The sequence below is a fragment of the Streptomyces sp. NPDC031418 genome, from assembly GCF_055581605.1.
Genome location: NZ_JBVIJC010000003.1, coordinates 1 through 20,278, shown reverse-complemented (window position 1 = coordinate 20,278; position 20,278 = coordinate 1). Strand labels below are relative to the sequence as shown.

The following is a 20,278-nucleotide window of genomic DNA, read 5'->3' as shown; positions in this document are numbered from 1 at the left end:
AGCTTTCGCGGAACGCGGGCGCATCGGCCGGTCGTTCATCATTCGTACACGCAGTCGCCCGGGCGCACTGAGAGGGGGAGACAGCCGCAGTGACCAACATTCCCGAGACCGGTCGGACCCCACGGGTCCAGACCCGGCTCGTCGTGATCCAGATCCTCGTCCTGTCCCTCCTCGGCACGCTCGGCGGCCGCCTGTGGTACCTCCAGATCCGGGAGGGCGCGGAGTACCAGAAGGAGGCCTCCGGCAACCACGTCCAGCAGGTCGTCCAGCCCGCCGTGCGCGGCGACATCCTGGACGCCCGGGGCGTGCCCCTCGCGGACAACGAGACCCGGCTGGTCGTCTCCGCCTCCCGCACCGACCTGCTCAAGCAGCGGGACGGCGGCAAGGCGGTGCTGGCCAAGCTGGCCGGCGTGCTCGGCATGAAGCCCGAGGAGGTCAGGCAGAAGGTCCGGCTGTGCGACGCCAAGACCCCCCAGCCCTGCTGGAACGGCTCCCCGTACCAGCCGATCCCGATCACCGACAAGGCCACCCCCAAGCAGGCCTTGCAGATCCGTGAGCGCTCCGAGGACTTCCCCGGCATCACCGCCGAGCCCGAGGCCGTGCGCCGCTACCCGGCCCCCGGCAAGGCCAACAGCGCCCAGGTCCTCGGCTACCTCTCGCCGGTCACCGACGACGAGATCCAGAAGGCGAAGAACACCGACTCGCCGTATCTGCGCTCCGACATGGTGGGCCGCTCCGGCCTGGAGCGGGAGTACGACAAGGAGCTGCGCGGCAAGGCCGGCGTCACCCGCTACGAGGTGGACAACCTCGGCCGGGTCATCGGCAAGGCCAAGTCGGACGCCGCCGAGGCCGGTTCCAACCTCGTCACCAGCATCGACTCCCGGGTGCAGCGCGTCGCGGAGTACGAGCTGGACAAGGCGATGAAGGCCGCCCGCGAACAGTTCGACAAGATCACCGGCGAGAACTACAAGGCCGACTCGGGCGCCGTGGTGGTGATGGAGGCCAAGACCGGCCGGATCGTCGCGATGGCCTCCGCGCCGACCTACGACCCGAACGTCTGGGTGGGCGGCATCTCCGCCAAGGACTACAAGGCCCTCACCGGCAAGGACTCCGACTACCCGCTGCTGAACCGGGCCATACAGGGTCAGGCCGCACCCGGCTCGACCTTCAAGGTGGTCTCCACGGCCGCCGCGGTCAACGCCGGCTACCCCTTCGACGGCGGCTACCCGTGCACCAGCTCGTACTCCGTCGGCGGCCAGGTCTTCAAGAACTTCGAGGGCGAGAACTTCGGCGACATCTCCCTCGGCCGCGCCCTGGAGGTCTCCTGCGACACCGTCTTCTACGGCCTGGCCGACAAGGAGTGGAAGCGGGACGGCGGGATCAACCCCAAGAAGGGCCAGCCGAAGGACTACTTCTTCAGGACGGCCCACCAGTTCGGCCTCGGCAAGGAGACCGGCATCGACCTGCCCAACGAGGTCACCGGCCGGGTCCCCGACCGCCAGTGGAAGCTGAACTACTGGAAGGCCAACAAGGACGCCTGGTGCAAGTCCGGCAAGAAGGACGGCAGCTACGTCGAGAAGATCGCCTACGAGAACTGCCTCGAGGGCAACAAGATGCGCGAGGGTGACGAGATCAACTACTCCATCGGCCAGGGCGACACCCTCGTCACGCCGATCCAGGAGGCCGTGATCTACGGCGCCGTCGCCAACGGTGGCACCATGTACCGGCCGACCATCGGCAAGGCCGTCATCAGCGCCGACGGCAAGACCGTCACCCCGATCAAGCCGAAGGTCAACGGCAGGCTGCCGGTCAGCCAGGCCACCCTCAAGGGCATGGACGACGCCTTCGCGGGCGTCATCACCCGCGGTACCGCCGCCTGGAAGTTCAACGGCTGGCCGCAGGACAAGATCCCGCTGCACGGCAAGACGGGTACCGCGGAGGTCTACGGCAAGCAGACCACGGGCTGGCTGGCCACGTACTCCAAGGACTACTCGGTGATCATGACGATCTCCCAGGCCGGTACCGGTTCCGGTTCCGCCGGTGAGGCCGTGCGCAACATCTACAGCGCGCTCTACGGCGTCCAGGGCGACGGCTCCATCGACAAGAAGAAGGCGCTGCTGCCTCAGCCGCAGAAGGGCCTGCCGAAGGTCCGCCCCGACGGCACCATCGCCGCCCCGAAGGTCACCGGCGACCCGGGCAAGGACGCCGAGGCCTCCCAGCAGGACAACCCCAGCAACAACAGCGACCAGCAGCCCGCCACCAGCCCCTCGCCCACCACGGGCAACCGCAACACCCGCAGAAGGCCCCGCGGGAACCGCGGGCGGGGCAGCCGGAGGATGCCCTCATGACCGGCGCGAACACCTTCTCCGTCTCCGGGTACGGCCCCGAGCGGGCCGGCTGGACCAGGATCTTCGCCCGCGACTCCCTGGCCCGGCGGCTCGACTGGCCGATCATGCTGGCCGCCCTCGGGCTGTCCCTGCTGGGCTCGCTGCTGGTCTACTCGGCCACCCGCAACCGCACCGAGATCAACCAGGGCGACCCCTACTTCTTCCTGGTCCGCCATCTGATGAACCTCGGCATCGGACTGGCCCTGATGATCGTCACGATCTGGCTGGGCCACCGCGCCCTGCGCAACGCCGTGCCGGTCCTCTACGGCCTGTCCGTGCTGCTGGCCCTGGTGGTCCTCACCCCGCTGGGCGCCACGATCAACGGCCAGCGCAACTGGATCGTGATCGGCGGCTTCTCCATCCAGCCGGCCGAGTTCCTCAAGATCGCGATCATCCTGGGCATGGCGATGCTGCTGGCCACCCGGGTGGACGCGGGAGACAAGCCGTACCCGGACCACCGGACCGTGGCGCAGGCCCTGGGGCTGGCGGCCGTCCCGTGTCTGATCCTGCTGCTCATGCCCGACCTCGGCTCGGTGCTCGCGATGGTGGCGATCATCCTGGGCGTGCTGCTCGCCTCGGGTTCCTCCAACCGCTGGGTCTTCGGACTGCTCCTGACGGGGGTGATCGGCTGCATCGCCATCTGGCAGCTGCACATCCTGGACGAGTACCAGATCAACCGCTTCGCGGCCTTCGCCAACCCGGACCTGGACCCCTCGGGCGTCGGCTACAACACCAACCAGGCCCGGATCGCGATCGGCTCGGGCGGTCTGACCGGGGCCGGGCTCTTCCACGGCTCGCAGACCACCGGCCAGTTCGTGCCCGAGCAGCAGACGGACTTCGTCTTCACGGTCGCGGGGGAGGAGCTGGGCTTCCTCGGCGCCGGCTTCATCATCTTCCTGATCGGCGTGATCCTGTGGCGCGCCTGCCGGATCGCCCGCGACTCCACCGAGCTGTACGGCACCACGGTGGCGGCCGGGATCGTCGCCTGGTTCGCCTTCCAGTCCTTCGAGAACATCGGCATGACCCTCGGCATCATGCCGGTCACCGGTCTGCCGCTGCCGTTCGTGTCGTACGGCGGATCATCGATGTTCGCCGTGTGGATAGCGATCGGCCTGCTCCAGTCGATCAAGGTGCAGCGGCCGCTGTCGGCCTGAGCGGGTGCACCGGGTGAAGGGCGGCAGGTTTCCGCCCTTCATCCGGAACGACCTCTGCCGCACCCGTCCGGGGGCCACTAGATTCGATCCATGGCGGATACGAAACGCGAGATCGAGCGCAAGTACGAATCCGACGACAGCGGGCTGCCCGATCTGACCGGGGCGGGCGGGGTGGCGGCCGTCCTCGACAAGGGCCTGGTCGAGCTGGACGCCGTGTACTACGACACGATCGACGAGCGCCTGGCCGCCGACTCCCTCACCCTGCGCCGTCGTACCGGGGGCGGGGACGCCGGCTGGCATCTGAAGTTCCCGGTGGCTCCCGGCGTCCGTGACGAGCTGCGGGCGCCGCTGTCCGACACCGTCCCCGAGGAGCTGGCCGCCCTGGTCCGCTCCCGGGTCCGGGACGCCGAGCTGGTCCCGCTGGTCCGGTTGCGCTCCGCCCGCGATGTGCGCCACCTGGTCGACGCCGACGGCGGCCTGCTGGCCGAGGCGAGCGTGGACACGGTGACCGCCGAACGGCTCACCGGGGCGCGGGGCGCCGCCCAGTGGACCGAGATCGAGGTCGAGCTGGCCGACGGCGGTGATCCCGCCTTTCTCGACACGGTGGAGAAGCGGCTGCGCAAGGCGGGCGTCCGGCCGTCGAGGTCGGCCTCGAAGCTGGCGCGGGCGCTGGAGCAGACCTCCACCACCGCCGGGCCGGGCCCCCGCCCGGACCCGGTGACCGCCGGCGACCATGTCCTCGCCTACCTCCGCGCCCAGCGGGACGCACTGGTGGCGCTCGACCCGGCGGTGCGCCGGGACATCCCGGACGCCGTGCACCGGATGCGGGTCGCCACCCGCCGGGCCCGCAGCACCCTGCGCAGCTTCCGCACGGTCCTCGACCGCACGGTCACCGACCCGCTCGGCACCGAGCTGAAGTGGCTCGCGGGCGAGCTGGGCGTCGACCGCGACCAGGAGGTGCTGGCCGAGCGGCTGACCACCGCCCTGGACGCGCTCCCGCCCGCCCTGGCCGTCGGCCCCGTCCGGGCACGCCTCACCGGCTGGGCCGAGGCCCGGCGACGCGGCGCCCACGCGCATCTGACCGGCGTCCTCGACTCCCGCCGCTACCTCACCCTGCTGGACACCCTGGACGCGCTCCTCGCCGACCCTCCGCTGCGCAAGGACGCCGGCCGGAAACCGGAGAAGGTGCTCGGGAAGGCCGTACACAAGGATCTGGGGAAGCTGACCGCGCTGGTCAAAGAGGCTCTGGAGCTGCCGCCCGGCCAGGACCGCGACCTCGCCCTGCACGAGGCCCGCAAGAAGGCCAAGCGCACCCGGTACGCGGCCGAGGCGGCCACCGCGGCACTCGGCGCCCCCGCCCGCGCCCTCACCCGGTCCATGAAGTCGCTCACCACGCTCCTCGGCGACCACCAGGACAGCGTCATGGCCCGCAGGACCCTGCTGGAGCTGGCCGCGGTGGCGCACGCGGCGGGGGAGAACCCGTTCACCTACGGGGTGCTGTACGGCAGGGAGGAGGCCCGGGCGGCGGCCGCGGAGGCCGAGCTGCCCCGGCGGTGGGAGGAGATCGGCGCGGGGGCGGCGGACCGAGCGTACGGGGGGAGCCGCCGGGCGGGTTAGGCTTGATGGTCCCCCCTGTCAGCTCACGAAGGTTCGCGAGATGCCTGCCGAAGCCGCCGAGTCGGTGTTCCCGCAGCTCGAAGCTCTGCTCCCGCACGTGCAGAAGCCGATCCAGTACGTCGGCGGAGAGCTCAACTCCACGGTCAAGCCGTGGGAGTCCTGCGATGTCCGCTGGGCACTCATGTACCCGGACGCATACGAGGTCGGCCTGCCCAACCAGGGCGTCATGATTCTCTACGAGGTCCTCAACGAGCAGCAGGGGGTCCTGGCCGAGCGCACCTACAGCGTCTGGCCGGACCTGGAGGCGCTGATGCGGGAACACGGTGTCCCGCAGTTCACCGTCGACAGCCACCGCCCGGTGAAGGCCTTCGACGTGTTCGGCCTCAGCTTCTCCACGGAGCTGGGCTACACGAACATGCTCACCGCCCTGGACCTGGCCGGCATCCCCCTGGAGTCCAAGGACCGCACGATCGACGACCCGATCGTGCTGGCCGGCGGACATGCCGCGTTCAACCCGGAGCCGATCGCCGACTTCATCGACGCGGCGGTCATCGGCGACGGCGAGCAGGCCGTGCTGGACATGACCCGGATCATCCGGGAGTGGAAGGCGGAGGGCCGCCCCGGCGGCCGCGAGGAGGTCCTGCTGCGGCTGGCGAAGACCGGCGGGGTGTACATCCCGGCGTTCTACGACGTCGAGTACCTCCCCGACGGCCGTATCGCCCGCGTGGTTCCCAACCGCTCCGGTGTCCCGTGGCGCGTCTCCAAGCACACGGTCATGGACCTGGACGAGTGGCCGTACCCCAAGCAGCCGCTGGTGCCGCTGGCCGAGACGGTGCACGAGCGCATGTCGGTGGAGATCTTCCGCGGCTGCACCCGCGGCTGCCGCTTCTGCCAGGCCGGCATGATCACCCGCCCGGTGCGCGAGCGCTCGATCACCGGTATCGGCGAGATGGTCGAGAAGGGTCTGAAGGCGACCGGCTTCGAGGAGGTCGGCCTGCTCTCCCTCTCCTCCGCGGACCACTCGGAGATCGGTGACATCGCCAAGGGGCTGGCGGACCGCTACGAGGAAGACAAGATCGGCCTCTCGCTGCCCTCCACCCGCGTCGACGCCTTCAACATCGACCTGGCCAACGAGCTGACCCGCAACGGCCGCCGCTCCGGTCTGACCTTCGCCCCCGAAGGCGGCTCGGAACGCATCCGCAAGGTCATCAACAAGATGGTCTCGGAAGAGGACCTGATCCGGACCGTGGCCACCGCCTACGGCAACGGCTGGCGCCAGGTGAAGCTGTACTTCATGTGCGGCCTGCCCACGGAGACCGACGAGGACGTCCTCCAGATCGCCGACATGGCGACCCGCGTCATCCAGAAGGGCCGCGAGGTGTCGCGGTCCAACGACATCCGCTGCACGGTCTCGATCGGCGGGTTCGTCCCGAAGCCGCACACCCCCTTCCAGTGGGCGCCGCAGCTCTCCGCCGAGGAGACGGACGCGCGCCTGGAGAAGCTCCGCGACAAGATCCGCGGCGACAAGAAGTACGGCCGTTCGATCGGCTTCCGCTACCACGACGGCAAGCCGGGCATCGTGGAGGGGCTGCTGTCCCGTGGCGACCGCCGGATCGGCGCCGTCATCCGCGCGGTCTACGACGACGGCGGCCGCTTCGACGGCTGGCGCGAGCACTTCTCCTACGACCGCTGGATGAGCTGCGCCGACAAGGCGCTCGCCCCCTTCGGCGTGGACGTCGACTGGTACACCACCCGCGAGCGCGGCTACGAGGAGGTCCTGCCCTGGGACCACCTCGACTCCGGCCTGGACAAGGACTGGCTCTGGGAGGACTGGCAGGACGCCCTCGACGAGACCGAGGTCGAGGACTGCCGCTGGACGCCCTGCTTCGACTGCGGCGTCTGCCCCCAGATGGACACCCACATCCAGATCGGCCCGACCGGCAAGAAGCTGCTTCCTCTGACGGTCAAGAACGCAGGTCCGGCGCCCGCTTCGAGCGGTCACACGCACTGACGCGCCTGAGCTGACCGCCCCGCCACGCCAACGTGCCGGGGCGGTCGTTGCTTTCCGGAGGGCCGGCGGCCACCGTGAACGGGTGATTCTTGTTCCCGGCTGGCTGTGGCAGCGGGGGCCGGTGGCCCGGGGTGTGGGCGCCGGCCTCGCCGTCGGCGCCTTCTCCGCGGCCTTCGTGCTCCTCGAGGCGCAGGCGTGGCTGGGCGCCGCGGCGGCCTTCGTGGTGCTGAGCCTGTTCTACGGCATCCGCGCGGCACGCCGCATGGCCAGGATCTGGCCCGAGGCCAAGGGCATGAGCCGCGCCGACCGCGCGGCCGTGGTGAGCGCCACCCGGAGCGGCGAGGCCGTCGCGGACCCCCGGCTGGCGCCCGCGGTCGTCGCGTACGCCGGTGCCCTGCGCCGGAGCGCCGAGAACGACCGGCTGGGCCACCGGATCGTTCTCCTCGTCACCGTGCTCGCGGTCGTCCTCGCCGTGTACGACACCCTGCGCAGCACCCCCGGCGAGATGATCGCCTCCTGGCTGGTGGTCGCGCTCCTCCTCGCCGACCTCGTGTGGTGGCCCCGCCGCCGGGCCGCCCTGCTGTCCCGGGCCGACCGCGCGGCGGCAACGGCGCGGGCCATGCCGGACGCGGGCTGAGCGGACGGCCATGGCCCGGGCGTCGCCACCGGGCGGCCGCGTCGCGGATAAAGTCGGATTTCATGGCTGGTCGTGGGGGTGCGGCCAGAAGGTGCCGGCGGTGTTCGGGGGAGGGCCTGAAGCGGATGAGCCGACAGGCGGGGGCGTATCAGCGGCAGGTGGCGCAGGGATACCGGGAGTACCGGCAGAGCCAGGCGCGACGGCGTACCGAGGAGCTGGAACAGCAGGTCGCCGCTCTGCGGGAGCTGCTCGTGTCGGGGTGCCGGGCACCCGCCTTCCGGGCCTCCTCCCTGCTGCGGCCCGAGGAGGTCCCGCCCTTCGACCCGGGGCCGCTCGCCCGGCCGGTGCGGATGCCGGACCCGGAGCAGTACCGGGCGCAGGGCGGCTGGACCGCCGGCCGGCGGGCCCAGGCGGAGGCCGAGGCGCGGGCCCGCTTCGAACGCGACTGGCAGGCCGCCCAGGCCACCGAGGCACAGCGGCAACGGCAGCTCGCGGCCGTACAGCAGGAGCACGAGCGGCGGGTGGCGGAGCAGCTGGCGGAGACCCGGCGGCACAACGCCTCCGTCCGCGAGCTGACCGAGGGGGCGGCCCGGGGCGACGCCCGTGCGGTGGCCGGGTATTTCACGGCCGCCCTGCACGCCGCGCCGCCCTGGCCCGAGGGCTTTCCCCGGCAGGCCGCGCTGGCCTTCGACCCGGGGGCAGGACAGCTGGTCGTGGACTGGGAGCTGCCCGGATATGCCGTGGTCCCGGCGGCCAAGTCCGTGCGCTACATAGCCGGCCAGGACCTGGAGAAGGAGACGGCCCGGCCCGTCACCCAGCGCCGTGCGCTCTACCGCGAGGTGCTGGCCCAGTCCCTGCTGCTGGTCCTGCACCAGCTGTATGCGGCGGACGAGCACGGCGTCCTTCGGTCGATCGCCCTGAACGGCTTCGTGGACGCACCCGATCCGGCCACCGGCCGCCCGGCCCGTATCGTCCTGGCGACCGTCCTGGCTCCCCGGGACGGCTTCACGGGACTGCACCTCGCCCAGGTCGACCCGCTCAGCTGCTTCACCGACGCCCTGCACGGGCAGCTCGCGGCCCGGCCCGACCAGCTCACCCCGGTCCGCCCGCACCGCAGGCCCGACGAGGTCGGCGAGCCCGGCCCCGGCCCCGGCAGCACCGGTCCCGCGCCCGACGGCGAGCCGGACCTGTACGCCATGGACCCGATCGAGTTCGAGGAGCTGGTCGCCGAGCTGTTCCGGGCCATGGGCATGCGGGCGGTCACCACCCAGCGCTCGAACGACGGCGGAGTGGACGTCGACGCCACGGACCCCACGCCGATCCGGGGCGGCAAGATCGTGGTCCAGGTGAAGCGGTACCGCAACACGGTGCCGCCGACGGCGGTGCGCGATCTGTACGGCACGGTCCAGGACGTCGGCGCCAACAAGGGGGTGCTGGTCACCACCTCGGGGTTCGGCCCGGGCTCGTACACCTTCGCCCGGGGCAAGCCGCTGGAGCTGGTCTCCGGCGGCGAACTCGTCGACCTGCTGCACCGGCACGGGCTGCGCGGCCGGCTGGGGGAGCGGGGACACCGGCGGCCGGCTTCGCGCGAGGAGCGCCCCGGGGCCGCCGCGGACCACAACGTGCTCGGCATGACCTGGTCCGGCGCCGTCGCCCTGGACGTCTGCGCGCTCGTCTGCCGCGGCAACCGGGTCCTCGGCGACGACCACTTCGTCTTCTACAACAACCCGCGGACCCCCGACGGTTCGGTCCGTGCGGTGCCGGCGACGGCGCCGGACCGGGCGGCGCTGCACGTGGCGTTCGACGCGCTGCCCGCGGCGGCCGACCGGCTGGTCTTGGTGGCCGCCGTGGACCCCGAGACCAACCCGTCGGCCGATCTGTCCGGCTTCACCGACGCCTGCATCCGGCTGCTGGACCCGGCCCTGACCGAGCTGGGCCGGCTGGAGGTGTCCGACGGCCGCGCCGGGGAGACGGCGCTGGTGCTCGGCTCCTTCCGGCGCCGGGCGGGCGGCGACTGGGACTTCGTGCTCGGCGGCAAGGGCTACCGGGCGGGGCTGGCGGAGCTGCTGGGCGACCACGGCGTCGAGGTGGAGTGAGACCGGGGCACGGAACACGGCACGCAAGCGGTGAGCAGCGCCGGGGCGCGCGGCGGACCCTGTTCGGCGAGCCCCGCCCGGCGGCCGCGGTGGACCGGCGGGAACTCCGCGGCGGCGGAGCGCGTACTCTAGAGCAAAGGGCCGGGAGCGACATGTCCCCGCCGACGCGGGACTGACCCGGGCGACACCGGGCAGGCGCCGGCCCCGACGTGCTCCCCGCGCACGCGGGGGTGGCGCACGGACCGCGGACACAAGGAGAAGTTCCCCTGGGCAAGCGACAGCCCGAAGGCCCGCCGCCCGCACCCGCGGTGCAGCGCATCCGACTGCGCTACACCAAGCGCGGCCGCCTGAGGTTCACCAGCCACCGAGACTTCCAGCGCGCCTTCGAGCGGGCGCTGCGTCGCGCCGAGGTGCCCATGGCGTACTCGGCCGGGTTCACGCCGCACCCGAAGGTGTCCTACGCCAATGCCGCACCCACCGGCACGGGCAGTGAGGCGGAGTACCTGGAGATCGCGCTCACCGAGACGCGTGACCCGGAGACGCTGCGCGTCCTCCTCGACGAGTCGATGCCCGCCGGGCTCGACGTGATCGAGGCGGTCGAGGCGCACACCTCGGGCCTCGCCGACCGGCTGACCGCCTCCGTCTGGGAGCTGCGGCTGGACGGCGTCGACCCGGCCGGCGCCCGGCACGCGGTCGAGGCCTTCACCAAGGCCGAGACCGTCGAGGTCCAGCGCCGTACCAAGAACGGTCTGCGCACCTTCGACGCCCGCCCGGCCGTGGTGAGCCTGGAAGCAACAGAAACGCACGGTTCACCGGCTGATAGGCCGACCGACCAGCCCTGTGCGATACTGCGGCTGGTTGTTCGGCACGTGACGCCTGCCGTACGACCCGACGACGTCCTGTCCGGTCTCCGCGCCGTGGCCGACCTGGCGCCGCCGGTCCCCGCAGCGGTGACCAGGCTGGCGCAGGGGCTGCTCGATGAAGAGACCGGCACGGTGACCGACCCGCTCGCGCCCGACCGCGAGGCAGCCGGGGCCCTGACGGCCCAGCCCGCCGCCGCGACGGCGCCGATGCCGGAAGGTTCCGCGTAGGGACGGATGTCGTAGCGCCGCCCTGGTACTCGGGAGCCACCTGGGTCGGGCAGCGCACCGACCAGAAGACTTTCGCCAGGCCGTACCGACAAGGCGTACGGAACCGGCGAGACAGGACACAGAGTGCTCCCGTGCGGCGCCCGCGCCCCGGACGGCGGCCATCGCGCATCGCGCGGGCCGCGGACGTCAACGGCGGACGGCCTTCACCGGCCGACGCCGGACCAGGCGCGGCGCCCGGGAGCCTGACGGGAGAAACGCCCGCATGCTCGAGCCGACCGAACCCACTGAGGGTTCCGAACTGAACACTCCGAGCGACACCCTGCCGCCGCGCAGGCGTCGCCGTGCCGCCTCCCGCCCGGCGGGCCCGCCCGCCGGCGCGGCCGAGGCGGCCGCCCCGGAGGTCACCCTCCCGGCCATACCGGCCGCGGACACCGAGGAGATCGCCGAGGCCGACGAGACCGCCGCGGCAGCCCCTGCCGCCGAGGCCGCGCCCGCCGCCCCGCCGCGTCGCCGGGCCACGCGCCGTGCGTCGGCGCCCGCCGGTGCGCCGGTGGCCGCGGAGGCCGCCGCCGAGACGGTCGTACCGGCCGCGTCCGCCGAGGCGACGCAGCCCGCCGCCGTCGCCGAGGGCGGCGAGGTCGTCGTGGGCGAGGACGCCGCACCGCGCCGCACCCGGCGCCGCGCCACCCGCACCGTCACCGCCCCGACCGCTGCCGCTGCTGAGCCCGAGGTGGCTGAGCAGGAGGCTGCCGCTGTCGAGGAGGAGGCCGCGCCTGCCGCCCGGCCGCGTCGTCGGGCCGCGCGTCGTGCCTCCGCTCCCGCCGGTGCGCCGGTGGCTGCCGAGGAGGCCGCCGAGACCGTCGTGCCGGCTGCTGCCGCTGCTGAGCCCGAGGTGGCTGAGCAGGAGGCTGCCGCCGTCGAGGAGGAGGCCGCGCCTGCCGCCCGGCCGCGTCGCCGCGCCAGCCGCCGTGCCTCCGCCCCCGCCGGTGCGCCGAAGGCCGCCGAGCCCGCCGCCGAGGAGGCCCCGGCCGCCGCTGCCGCCGCGCAGGAGCCGGTCGAGGAGCCCGCGGCTCCCGCCGTCGCCGCCGCTGCCGAGGAGGCCGCTCCGCGCCGTACCCGGCGCCGGGCCACCCGACGCGTGTCCGCGCCCGAGGGCGCTCCCGCCGCCGAGGCCGAGGCCGAGGAGGAGAAGCCCGTCGCCGAGGCCGGCACGCAGACCCCGGAGGTCCCCGTCACCACGCCCACCACCGAGCCCGCCACGGCCACCCGGCCGGCCCCGGCCGCCGAGCCCGCGCAGCCCGCCGCCGAGGCCGCCGCCCCGCGCCGCGCCCGCCGCCGGGCCGTACGCCCCGCGTTCGGCTTCTCCGAGCCCGCCAAGTCCGCGTCCGCGGCCGACGAGGGCGAGGGCCCGCGCCGGCCCGCCCGCCCCGCCGTCGCCGTGTTCCGGGCGCCGGTGTTCGCCGAGCCCCGGTTCCAGACCCCGGAGCGGGCCGCCGTCGAGGCCGCCGCGGAGGCCGCCGAGGTGGAGGAGCCCGAGGAGACCGAGGAGTACTCGGAGCAGCGCGTGGAGGAACGCCTGGAGGCCGGCTCGCGCCGTCGCCGTCGCCGCCGGGGCGCCGCCCAGGCCGAGGAGACGCAGGCCGCCCCGGCCGAGGAGCCGGTGCAGGCGGAGGAGTCCGCCGAGGAGCCGGCCGAGGCCGAGGACCTGGCCGACGGCGAGGACTCCGAGGAGGCCGAGGGCTTCGAGGAGTCCGGGTCCCGCCGCCGGCGCCGCCGGGGCGGCCGTCGCCGCCGCCGCGGTGACCTCGCCGAGGGCGAGGGCGCGGAGGCCGAGGAACTCGCCGTCGAGCAGGCCGAGCAGGACGCCGAGGACACCGCCGAGCAGGAGGAAGAGGACGCCGAGGAGGCCCTCGGCGAGGCCGGGTCCGGCAGCGCCAGCAGCCGTCGTCGCCGTCGGCGCCGTCGCCGGGCCGGTGACACCTCCGTCGACACCGAGCCCGGTGAGGGCGACCCGGAGCGTACGGTCGTCAAGGTCCGCGAGCCGCGCAAGCCCGCCGAGCCGTCCGACGAGGTGCAGTCCATCAAGGGCTCGACCCGTCTGGAGGCCAAGAAGCAGCGCCGCCGCGAAGGCCGTGAGCAGGGCCGCCGACGCGTTCCGATCATCACCGAGGCCGAGTTCCTGGCCCGCCGCGAGGCCGTCGAGCGGGTGATGGTGGTACGCCAGTACGGCGACCGCACCCAGATCGGCGTCCTGGAGGACGGGGTGCTCGTCGAGCACTACGTCAACAAGGAGCAGTCGACCTCGTACGTCGGCAACGTGTACCTGGGCAAGGTCCAGAACGTGCTGCCGTCGATGGAGGCCGCCTTCATCGACATCGGCAAGGGCCGCAACGCCGTCCTGTACGCCGGCGAGGTCAACTTCGAGGCGCTCGGCATGGCCAACGGCCCGCGCCGCATCGAGGCCGCTCTGAAGTCCGGCCAGTCGGTCCTCGTGCAGGTGACCAAGGACCCCATCGGCCACAAGGGCGCCCGTCTGACCAGCCAGGTCTCCCTGCCGGGCCGCTACCTCGTGTACGTGCCCGAGGGCTCCATGACCGGCATCAGCCGCAAGCTGCCCGACACCGAGCGGGCCCGGCTGAAGTCCATCCTCAAGAAGATCGTCCCCGAGGACGCGGGCGTCATCGTGCGCACCGCCGCCGAGGGCGCGAGCGAGGACGAGCTGCGCCGCGACGTCGAGCGGCTCCAGGCGCAGTGGGAGGAGATCCAGAAGAAGGCCAAGAGCGGCAACGCTCCGACGCTGCTGTACGGCGAGCCGGACATGACCGTCCGGGTCGTGCGCGACATCTTCAACGAGGACTTCTCCAAGGTCATCGTCAGCGGTGACGAGGCCTGGCAGACCATCCACGGCTATGTCGCGCACGTCGCGCCCGACCTGGCCGGCCGGCTGTCGAAGTGGACCTCCGAGGTCGACGTCTTCGCCACCTACCGGATCGACGAGCAGCTGGCCAAGGCCCTGGACCGCAAGGTCTGGCTGCCCAGCGGCGGTTCGCTGGTGATCGACAAGACCGAGGCGATGGTCGTCATCGACGTCAACACCGGCAAGTTCACCGGTCAGGGCGGCAACCTCGAAGAGACCGTGACCAGGAACAACCTGGAGGCGGCCGAGGAGATCGTGCGCCAGCTGCGGCTGCGCGACCTCGGCGGCATCGTCGTCATCGACTTCATCGACATGGTCCTGGAGTCCAACCGCGACCTGGTGCTGCGCCGCCTGCTGGAGTGCCTGGGCCGCGACCGTACGAAGCACCAGGTGGCCGAGGTGACCTCGCTGGGCCTGGTGCAGATGACGCGCAAGCGGGTCGGCCAGGGTCTGCTGGAGTCCTTCTCCGAGACCTGCGTCCACTGCAACGGCCGCGGTGTCATCGTGCACATGGAGCAGCCGAGCGCCAACGGCGGCGGCAAGCGCAAGAAGCGCGGTGGCCGTGGCGAGGCGCCGGAGCAGCCGGAGCACGTGCATGTGCACGAGACCGCTGCGGTGGCCGTGGAGACCGGTGAGGCCGTCGAGCCGGAGGCCGAGTCCGCCGCCGAGGTGGCCGCCGAGATCGCCGAGCCGGTCTCGCTGCCCGCCCCCGACTTCGCGCCGGACGAGGAGCTGTACAACAGCGTCGCCGAGGCGGAGGCGGCGGCCGGCCGTGGCCGTACGCGGCGCCGGGCGAGCCGCCGGGCGTCCGCTCCGGCGGGTGCGCCGAGGGCGGAGAAGGCCCCGCGGGCCGACCGCGCCGAGCGGGCCGCCCGGGCCGCCGAGGCCGAGGAGGCCGCCGCCGCGGTGCCGACCGCGCAGGACGTCACCGCCGAGGAGGCGGCCGCGCGTCCGGTACGGCCGGAGACCGCCGCCGAGGCCCTGGCCGAGCCGGTGGCCGCCGAGGACCAGGTGGTTCCGGCGGAGCCGCAGGCCGAGGTTGCCGAGGCTCCTGCCGCCGAGGAGGCCGCGCCGAAGGGCCGTACGCGCCGTCGGGCGACCCGGAAGGTGTCCGCGCCGGCCGGTTCCCCCGCGGGTGCCGAGGCCGCCGTGGTGACCATCGCCGAGGCTCCCGCGGCCGAGGCTGCGGCGCCCAAGGCTCCGGTGGAGGAGGCTCCGGCCGCTGCCGAGGAAGCGCCCGCGCAGCCCGCCGAGACCGCCGAGGCCGCCGCGCCGGCCCGTCCGCGCCGCCGTGCGGTGCGCAAGGCCACCGCGCCGACCGCGCCCGAGGAGGCGGCCGTCGTGGTCGTCCCGTCGGCCGCGGCGGAGGCCGCCCCGGAGGCCGAGGCTGCCCCGGCGGAGGCCGAGGCGCCCGGCGTCGAGGAGGTCGCGCCGGCCAAGAAGACCGCCCGCAAGGCGGCCAAGAAGGCACCGGCGAAGAAGGCCGCGGCGAAGAAGACGGCCGCCAAGAAGACCGCGGCCAAGAAGACGGCCGCGAAGAAGACGACGGTGAAGAAGGCGGCCAAGTCGGCCACCACCGCCGCCGCGAAGACGACGGCGAAGAAGACCGCCACCGTCTCCACCACCGACGAGGGCTGACGCCCGACTCGTCCCATCCCGTGTGGCCCCGTCGTCAGGGCGGGGCCACACGGTTTTTTCCGGGGGGCCCGATCCACCGTCGGACACCGGCGGAAGCGCGAAACGAAGGAGAAAGACCGCGATGATAGGCCTCGTGCTGGCAGCCGGCGCCGGACGGCGTCTGCGCCCCTACACCGACACCCTGCCCAAGGCGTTGGTGCCGGTGGGGCCCGCGGGCATCGAGGGTGAGCCCACGGTCCTGGACCTGACCCTGGCCAACTTCGCCGAGGTCGGTCTGACCGAGGTCGCGGTCATCGTCGGCTACCGCAAGGAGGCCGTGTACGAGCGCAAGGCGGCCCTGGAGGCGAAGTACGGCCTGAAGCTCACCCTCATCGACAACGACAAGGCCGAGGAGTGGAACAACGCCTACTCCCTGTGGTGCGGCCGGGACGCCCTGAAGGACGGCGTGATCCTCGCCAACGGCGACACCGTGCACCCGGTCTCGGTCGAGAAGACGCTGCTGGCCGCCCGCGGTGAGGGCAGGAAGATCATCCTCGCGCTGGACACGGTGAAGTCCCTGGCCGACGAGGAGATGAAGGTCGTCGTCGACCCGGCCAAGGGGATGACGAAGATCACCAAGCTGATGGACCCGGCCGAGGCGACCGGCGAGTACATCGGCGTCACCCTCATCGAGGGCGACGCCGCCGCCGAGCTGGCCGACGCGCTCAAGACGGTCTGGGAGACCGACCCGCAGCAGTTCTACGAGCACGGCTACCAGGAGCTGGTCCATCGCGGCTTCCGGATCGACGTCGCGCCGATCGGCGACGTCGACTGGGTGGAGATCGACAACCACGACGATCTCGCCCGCGGCCGGGAGATCGCATGCCGCTCCTGACCCGGCTGACCCCCTCGCCGGTCGTCGTGGACATCCGCCCGGGTGCCCTGGCCGACCTGGGGGCGGTCCTCGCCGACGAGCGGATCGCCCAGTCCGGCCGGCTGGCGGTCGCCGTCAGCAACGGCTCCGGCGCCCGGCTGCGCGAGCGGGTCTCGCCCTCGCTGCCCGGCGCCAGCTGGTACGAGGTGGGCGGCGGCACCCTGGACGACGCGGTCCGGCTGGCCGGCGAGCTGAAGTCCGGCCACTACGACGCGGTGGTCGCGCTGGGCGGCGGGAAGGTCATCGACTGCGCCAAGTTCGCGGCGGCCCGGGTGGGCCTGCCGCTGGTCGCCGTCGCCACCAACCTCGCCCACGACGGGATCTGCTCGCCCGTGTCCATCCTGGACAACGACGCGGGCCGCGGCTCCTACGGCGTGCCGACCCCCGTCGCCCTCCTCATCGACCTGGACGTGGTCCGCGAGGCGCCGCTGCGGTTCGTGCGCTCCGGCATCGGCGACGCCGTGTCCAACATCTCCGCGGTCGCGGACTGGGAGCTGTCCCACCAGGTCAACGGCGAGAAGATCGACGGTCTGGCCGCCGCCATGGCCCGGCAGGCCGGCGAGGCCGTGCTGCGGCACCCGGGCGGCTGCGGCGACGACGCGTTCCTGACCGTGCTGGCCGAGGGGCTCGTGCTGTCCGGCATCGCCATGTCCATCGCCGGACACACCCGCCCCTCCTCCGGCGCCTGCCACGAGATCGGCCACGCGCTGGATCTGCTCCACCCCGGGCGGGCGGCGAGCCACGGCGAGCAGGTCGGCCTCGCGGCCGCCTTCGCCATGCGGCTGCGCGGCGACGAGGAGGGCAGCCTGCTGATGGCCGAGACCCTGCGCCGGCACGGGCTGCCGGTGACGGCGGCGGAGCTGGGCTTCAGCGACGAGGAGTTCGCCCGGGCGGTGGAGTTCGCGCCGGAGACCCGCCCCGGCCGCTACACGATCCTGGAGCACCTCGCCCTCACGCCGGAGCGGATCAGGACGGCGTACGCGGAGTACGCGGCCGCGGTCTCCGGCTGAGCGGGGCCCGGTTTGACCCTCATGGTCGGGCCCCGTAACCTAGACCGTCGGCGTGTCCTTTGCACATGCCTACATCCCCGTAAACCTTTTCCTCCCGGACACCTGGTGGGCCGGGAGAGGTCGCCCGTGGTCTTCCCGGGCGGCTGGCCTGCGGGGGTGCCGTTTCTACGAGCGAAAGTGAGATCCGCGTGTACGCCATCGTGCGCAGCGGCGGTCGCCAGCACAAGGTTGCTGTCGGCGACATCGTCGAGGTTGACAAGATTTCCACTGCCAAGGTTGGCGACACGGTCGAGCTCTCGACCCTGCTCGTTGTCGACGGCGACGCTGTGACCAGCGACCCGTGGGTGCTGGCCGGCATCAAGGTCCAGGCCGAGGTCGTGGACCACCACAAGGGGCAGAAGATCGACATTCTGCGCTACAAGAACAAGACCGGCTACCGCCGTCGGCAGGGTCACCGCCAGCAGTACACGGCGATCAAGGTCACGTCGATCCCCACGGCTGCGAAGTAAGGGACTGAGGAGAAATGGCACACAAGAAGGGCGCATCGTCCACCCGGAACGGTCGCGACTCCAACGCCCAGCGGCTCGGCGTGAAGCGCTTCGGCGGTCAGGTCGTCAACGCGGGTGAGATCCTGGTCCGCCAGCGCGGTACCCACTTCCACCCCGGCGCCGGTGTCGGCCGTGGCGGCGACGACACGCTGTTCGCCCTCCAGGCCGGTGCGGTGGAGTTCGGTACCCACCGTGGCCGCAAGGTCGTGAACATCGTTCCGGTCGCCTGAACCAAGGCGTAGCCCGAACGTTTCGATTCGCGAGGCGGACCTCACTTCCCGGTCGGGAAGGCGGGTCCGCCTTTCGCGTGTTAAGAGAGAAACACCCGAACATTTCTGGAGGCACTGCACCATGACCACCTTCGTGGACCGCGTCGAGCTGCACGTCGCCGCGGGTAACGGAGGCCACGGCTGTGCCTCCGTCCACCGCGAGAAGTTCAAGCCGCTCGGCGGCCCGGACGGCGGTAACGGCGGCCGCGGTGGGGATGTCATCCTCACCGTCGACCAGTCCGTGACCACGCTGCTCGAGTACCACCACTCCCCGCACCGCAAGGCCACCAACGGCAAGCCCGGTGAGGGCGGCAACCGCTCCGGCAAGGACGGCCAGGACCTGATCCTGCCGGTGCCGGACGGCACCGTCGTCCTGGACAAGGCGGGCAATGTCCTCGCCGACCTGGTCGGGCACGGGACGTCGTACATCGCCGCGCAGGGCGGCCGGGGCGGCCTCGGCAACGCGGCGCTGGCCTCGGCCCGCCGCAAGGCGCCCGGCTTCGCGCTGCTCGGTGTCCCGGGCGACGTCCAGGACATCGTCCTGGAGCTGAAGACGGTCGCCGACGTGGCGCTGGTCGGCTATCCGAGCGCGGGCAAGTCCTCGCTGATCTCGGTGCTGAGCGCGGCCAAGCCGAAGATCGCCGACTACCCCTTCACCACCCTGGTGCCGAACCTCGGTGTCGTCACCGCCGGCTCGACCGTCTACACCATCGCCGATGTGCCGGGTCTGATCCCGGGCGCCAGCCAGGGCAAGGGCCTCGGCCTGGAGTTCCTGCGGCACGTGGAGCGGTGCAGTGTGCTGGTGCATGTGCTGGACACCGCGACCCTGGAGTCCGACCGCGACCCCGTCTCCGACCTCGACATCATCGAGGCCGAGCTGCGGGAGTACGGCGGCCTGGACAACCGGCCCCGGATCGTCGTCCTGAACAAGGTGGACGTGCCCGACGGCAAGGACCTCGCCGAGATGGTCCGCCCCGACCTGGAGGCCCGCGGCTACCGCGTCTTCGAGGTCTCGGCCGTCGCCCACATCGGGCTGCGCGAGCTGTCCTTCGCCCTCGGTGAGCTGGTCGCCCAGGCACGGGCCGCCAAGCCCAAGGAGGAGGCGACCCGGATCGTCATCCGGCCCAAGGCCGTGGACGACGCCGGCTTCACCGTCACCCGCGAGGAGGTCGGCGGCGAGCCGCTGTTCCGGGTGCGGGGCGAGAAGCCGGAGCGCTGGGTGCGGCAGACCGACTTCAACAACGACGAGGCCGTCGGCTACCTCGCCGACCGGCTCAACCGTCTCGGCGTGGAAGAGGCGCTGATGAAGGCGGGCGCCCGCTCCGGCGACGGGGTCGCCATCGGCCCCGAGCACAACGCGGTCGTCTTCGACTGGGAGCCGACCGTCATGGCCGGTGCGGAGATGCTGGGCCGCCGTGGCGAGGACCACCGCTTCGACGCCCCGCGGCCCGCGACCCAGCGCCGCCGGGACAAGCAGGCCGAACGGGACGAGGCCAGCCAGGAGTTCGACGACTTCGAGCCGTTCTAGACAGCGGCGAGCCGTTCTCGGCGCAGGCACGACGAAAGGGCGGGCCGGAGGAAGAACCTCCGGCCCGCCCTTTCGCGTGTCCGAATGTCAGTTGTCGCCGTCGCCGGTGAGCTCCTGGCCGACGTACTCACGCAGCCAGCTCCGGAAGCCCGGGCCCAGGTCCTCGCGTTCGCACGCGAGCCGGACGATGGCGCGCAGGTAGTCGCCGCGGTCGCCGGTGTCGTAGCGGCGGCCCTTGAAGACGACGCCGTGCACCGGGCCGCCGAGCTTCTCGTCCTGGGCGAGCCGTTCGAGGGCGTCGGTGAGCTGGATCTCGCCGCCGCGGCCGGGCTCGGTGGTGCGCAGGATGCCGAAGACGCTCGGGTCGAGGACATAGCGGCCGATGACCGCGTAGTGCGACGGCGCGTCCGCCGGGTCCGGCTTCTCCACCAGACCGGTCACCCGCACCACATCGCCCTCGGC

14 protein-coding genes are annotated in these 20,278 nt (G+C 72.6%); 13 read left to right on the top strand and 1 reads right to left on the bottom strand.

What is annotated here, in order from left to right; all coding sequences use genetic code 11:
- Positions 1-89 precede the first annotated feature (89 nt).
- From mrdA to obgE, 13 genes are all read left to right on the top strand, one after another.
- Positions 90-2,348, top strand: coding sequence for a penicillin-binding protein 2 (gene mrdA / locus ACZ5CZ_RS04210; protein WP_468938975.1), 2,259 nt, complete (start codon positions 90-92; stop codon positions 2,346-2,348).
- A complete protein-coding gene (rodA, locus tag ACZ5CZ_RS04205; protein ID WP_385847870.1) occupies positions 2,345-3,541 on the top strand; it encodes a rod shape-determining protein RodA in 1,197 nt (398 codons plus the stop codon). Before mrdA ends, rodA begins: the two co-directional genes overlap by 4 nt.
- A gap of 90 nt (positions 3,542-3,631) precedes the next feature.
- Complete coding sequence (locus ACZ5CZ_RS04200) at positions 3,632-5,158, top strand: CYTH and CHAD domain-containing protein (RefSeq protein ID WP_468938972.1); 1,527 nt, start codon at positions 3,632-3,634, stop codon at positions 5,156-5,158.
- A gap of 40 nt (positions 5,159-5,198) precedes the next feature.
- Entirely contained in the window at positions 5,199-7,169 is a 1,971-nt protein-coding gene (locus ACZ5CZ_RS04195; protein ID WP_385847867.1) for a TIGR03960 family B12-binding radical SAM protein, read from the top strand.
- A gap of 82 nt (positions 7,170-7,251) precedes the next feature.
- Complete coding sequence (locus ACZ5CZ_RS04190; RefSeq protein ID WP_468938968.1) at positions 7,252-7,806, top strand: hypothetical protein; 555 nt, start codon at positions 7,252-7,254, stop codon at positions 7,804-7,806.
- Between the two features lie 62 nt (positions 7,807-7,868).
- On the top strand, positions 7,869-9,902 hold the full coding sequence (locus ACZ5CZ_RS04185) for a restriction endonuclease (protein ID WP_468938964.1): 2,034 nt from the start codon (positions 7,869-7,871) through the stop codon (positions 9,900-9,902).
- Positions 9,903-10,210: 308 nt separating this feature from the next.
- Positions 10,211-10,993, top strand: coding sequence for a TIGR03936 family radical SAM-associated protein (locus ACZ5CZ_RS04180; RefSeq protein ID WP_385847862.1), 783 nt, complete (start codon positions 10,211-10,213; stop codon positions 10,991-10,993).
- A 262-nt stretch (positions 10,994-11,255) separates the two neighbouring features.
- Complete coding sequence (locus ACZ5CZ_RS04175) at positions 11,256-15,548, top strand: Rne/Rng family ribonuclease (protein ID WP_468938962.1); 4,293 nt, start codon at positions 11,256-11,258, stop codon at positions 15,546-15,548.
- 121 nt (positions 15,549-15,669) lie between these two features.
- Complete coding sequence (locus tag ACZ5CZ_RS04170) at positions 15,670-16,422, top strand: phosphocholine cytidylyltransferase family protein (RefSeq protein ID WP_385848494.1); 753 nt, start codon at positions 15,670-15,672, stop codon at positions 16,420-16,422.
- Positions 16,410-17,471: an iron-containing alcohol dehydrogenase family protein gene (locus ACZ5CZ_RS04165; RefSeq protein ID WP_468938959.1), complete on the top strand. Its 1,062-nt coding sequence runs from the start codon at positions 16,410-16,412 to the stop codon at positions 17,469-17,471. The genes ACZ5CZ_RS04170 and ACZ5CZ_RS04165 overlap by 13 nt, the downstream gene beginning before the upstream one ends.
- A 188-nt stretch (positions 17,472-17,659) precedes the next feature.
- Positions 17,660-17,980 (top strand): 50S ribosomal protein L21, encoded by a 321-nt coding sequence (gene rplU / locus ACZ5CZ_RS04160; RefSeq protein ID WP_009188585.1) that lies wholly within the window; start codon positions 17,660-17,662, stop codon positions 17,978-17,980.
- Between the two features lie 14 nt (positions 17,981-17,994).
- Positions 17,995-18,249 carry a 50S ribosomal protein L27 gene (rpmA, locus tag ACZ5CZ_RS04155; protein ID WP_023550764.1) on the top strand — a complete coding sequence of 85 codons (255 nt, stop codon included), beginning with the start codon at positions 17,995-17,997 and terminating at the stop codon, positions 18,247-18,249.
- 121 nt (positions 18,250-18,370) lie between these two features.
- A complete protein-coding gene (gene obgE, locus ACZ5CZ_RS04150) occupies positions 18,371-19,816 on the top strand; it encodes a GTPase ObgE (protein WP_385848490.1) in 1,446 nt (481 codons plus the stop codon).
- Between the two features lie 87 nt (positions 19,817-19,903).
- Here the strand turns inward: obgE and ACZ5CZ_RS04145 are convergent.
- Positions 19,904-20,278 (bottom strand): sugar phosphate nucleotidyltransferase (locus ACZ5CZ_RS04145; protein WP_468938955.1); only part of this gene is annotated, 375 nt, incomplete at its 5' end.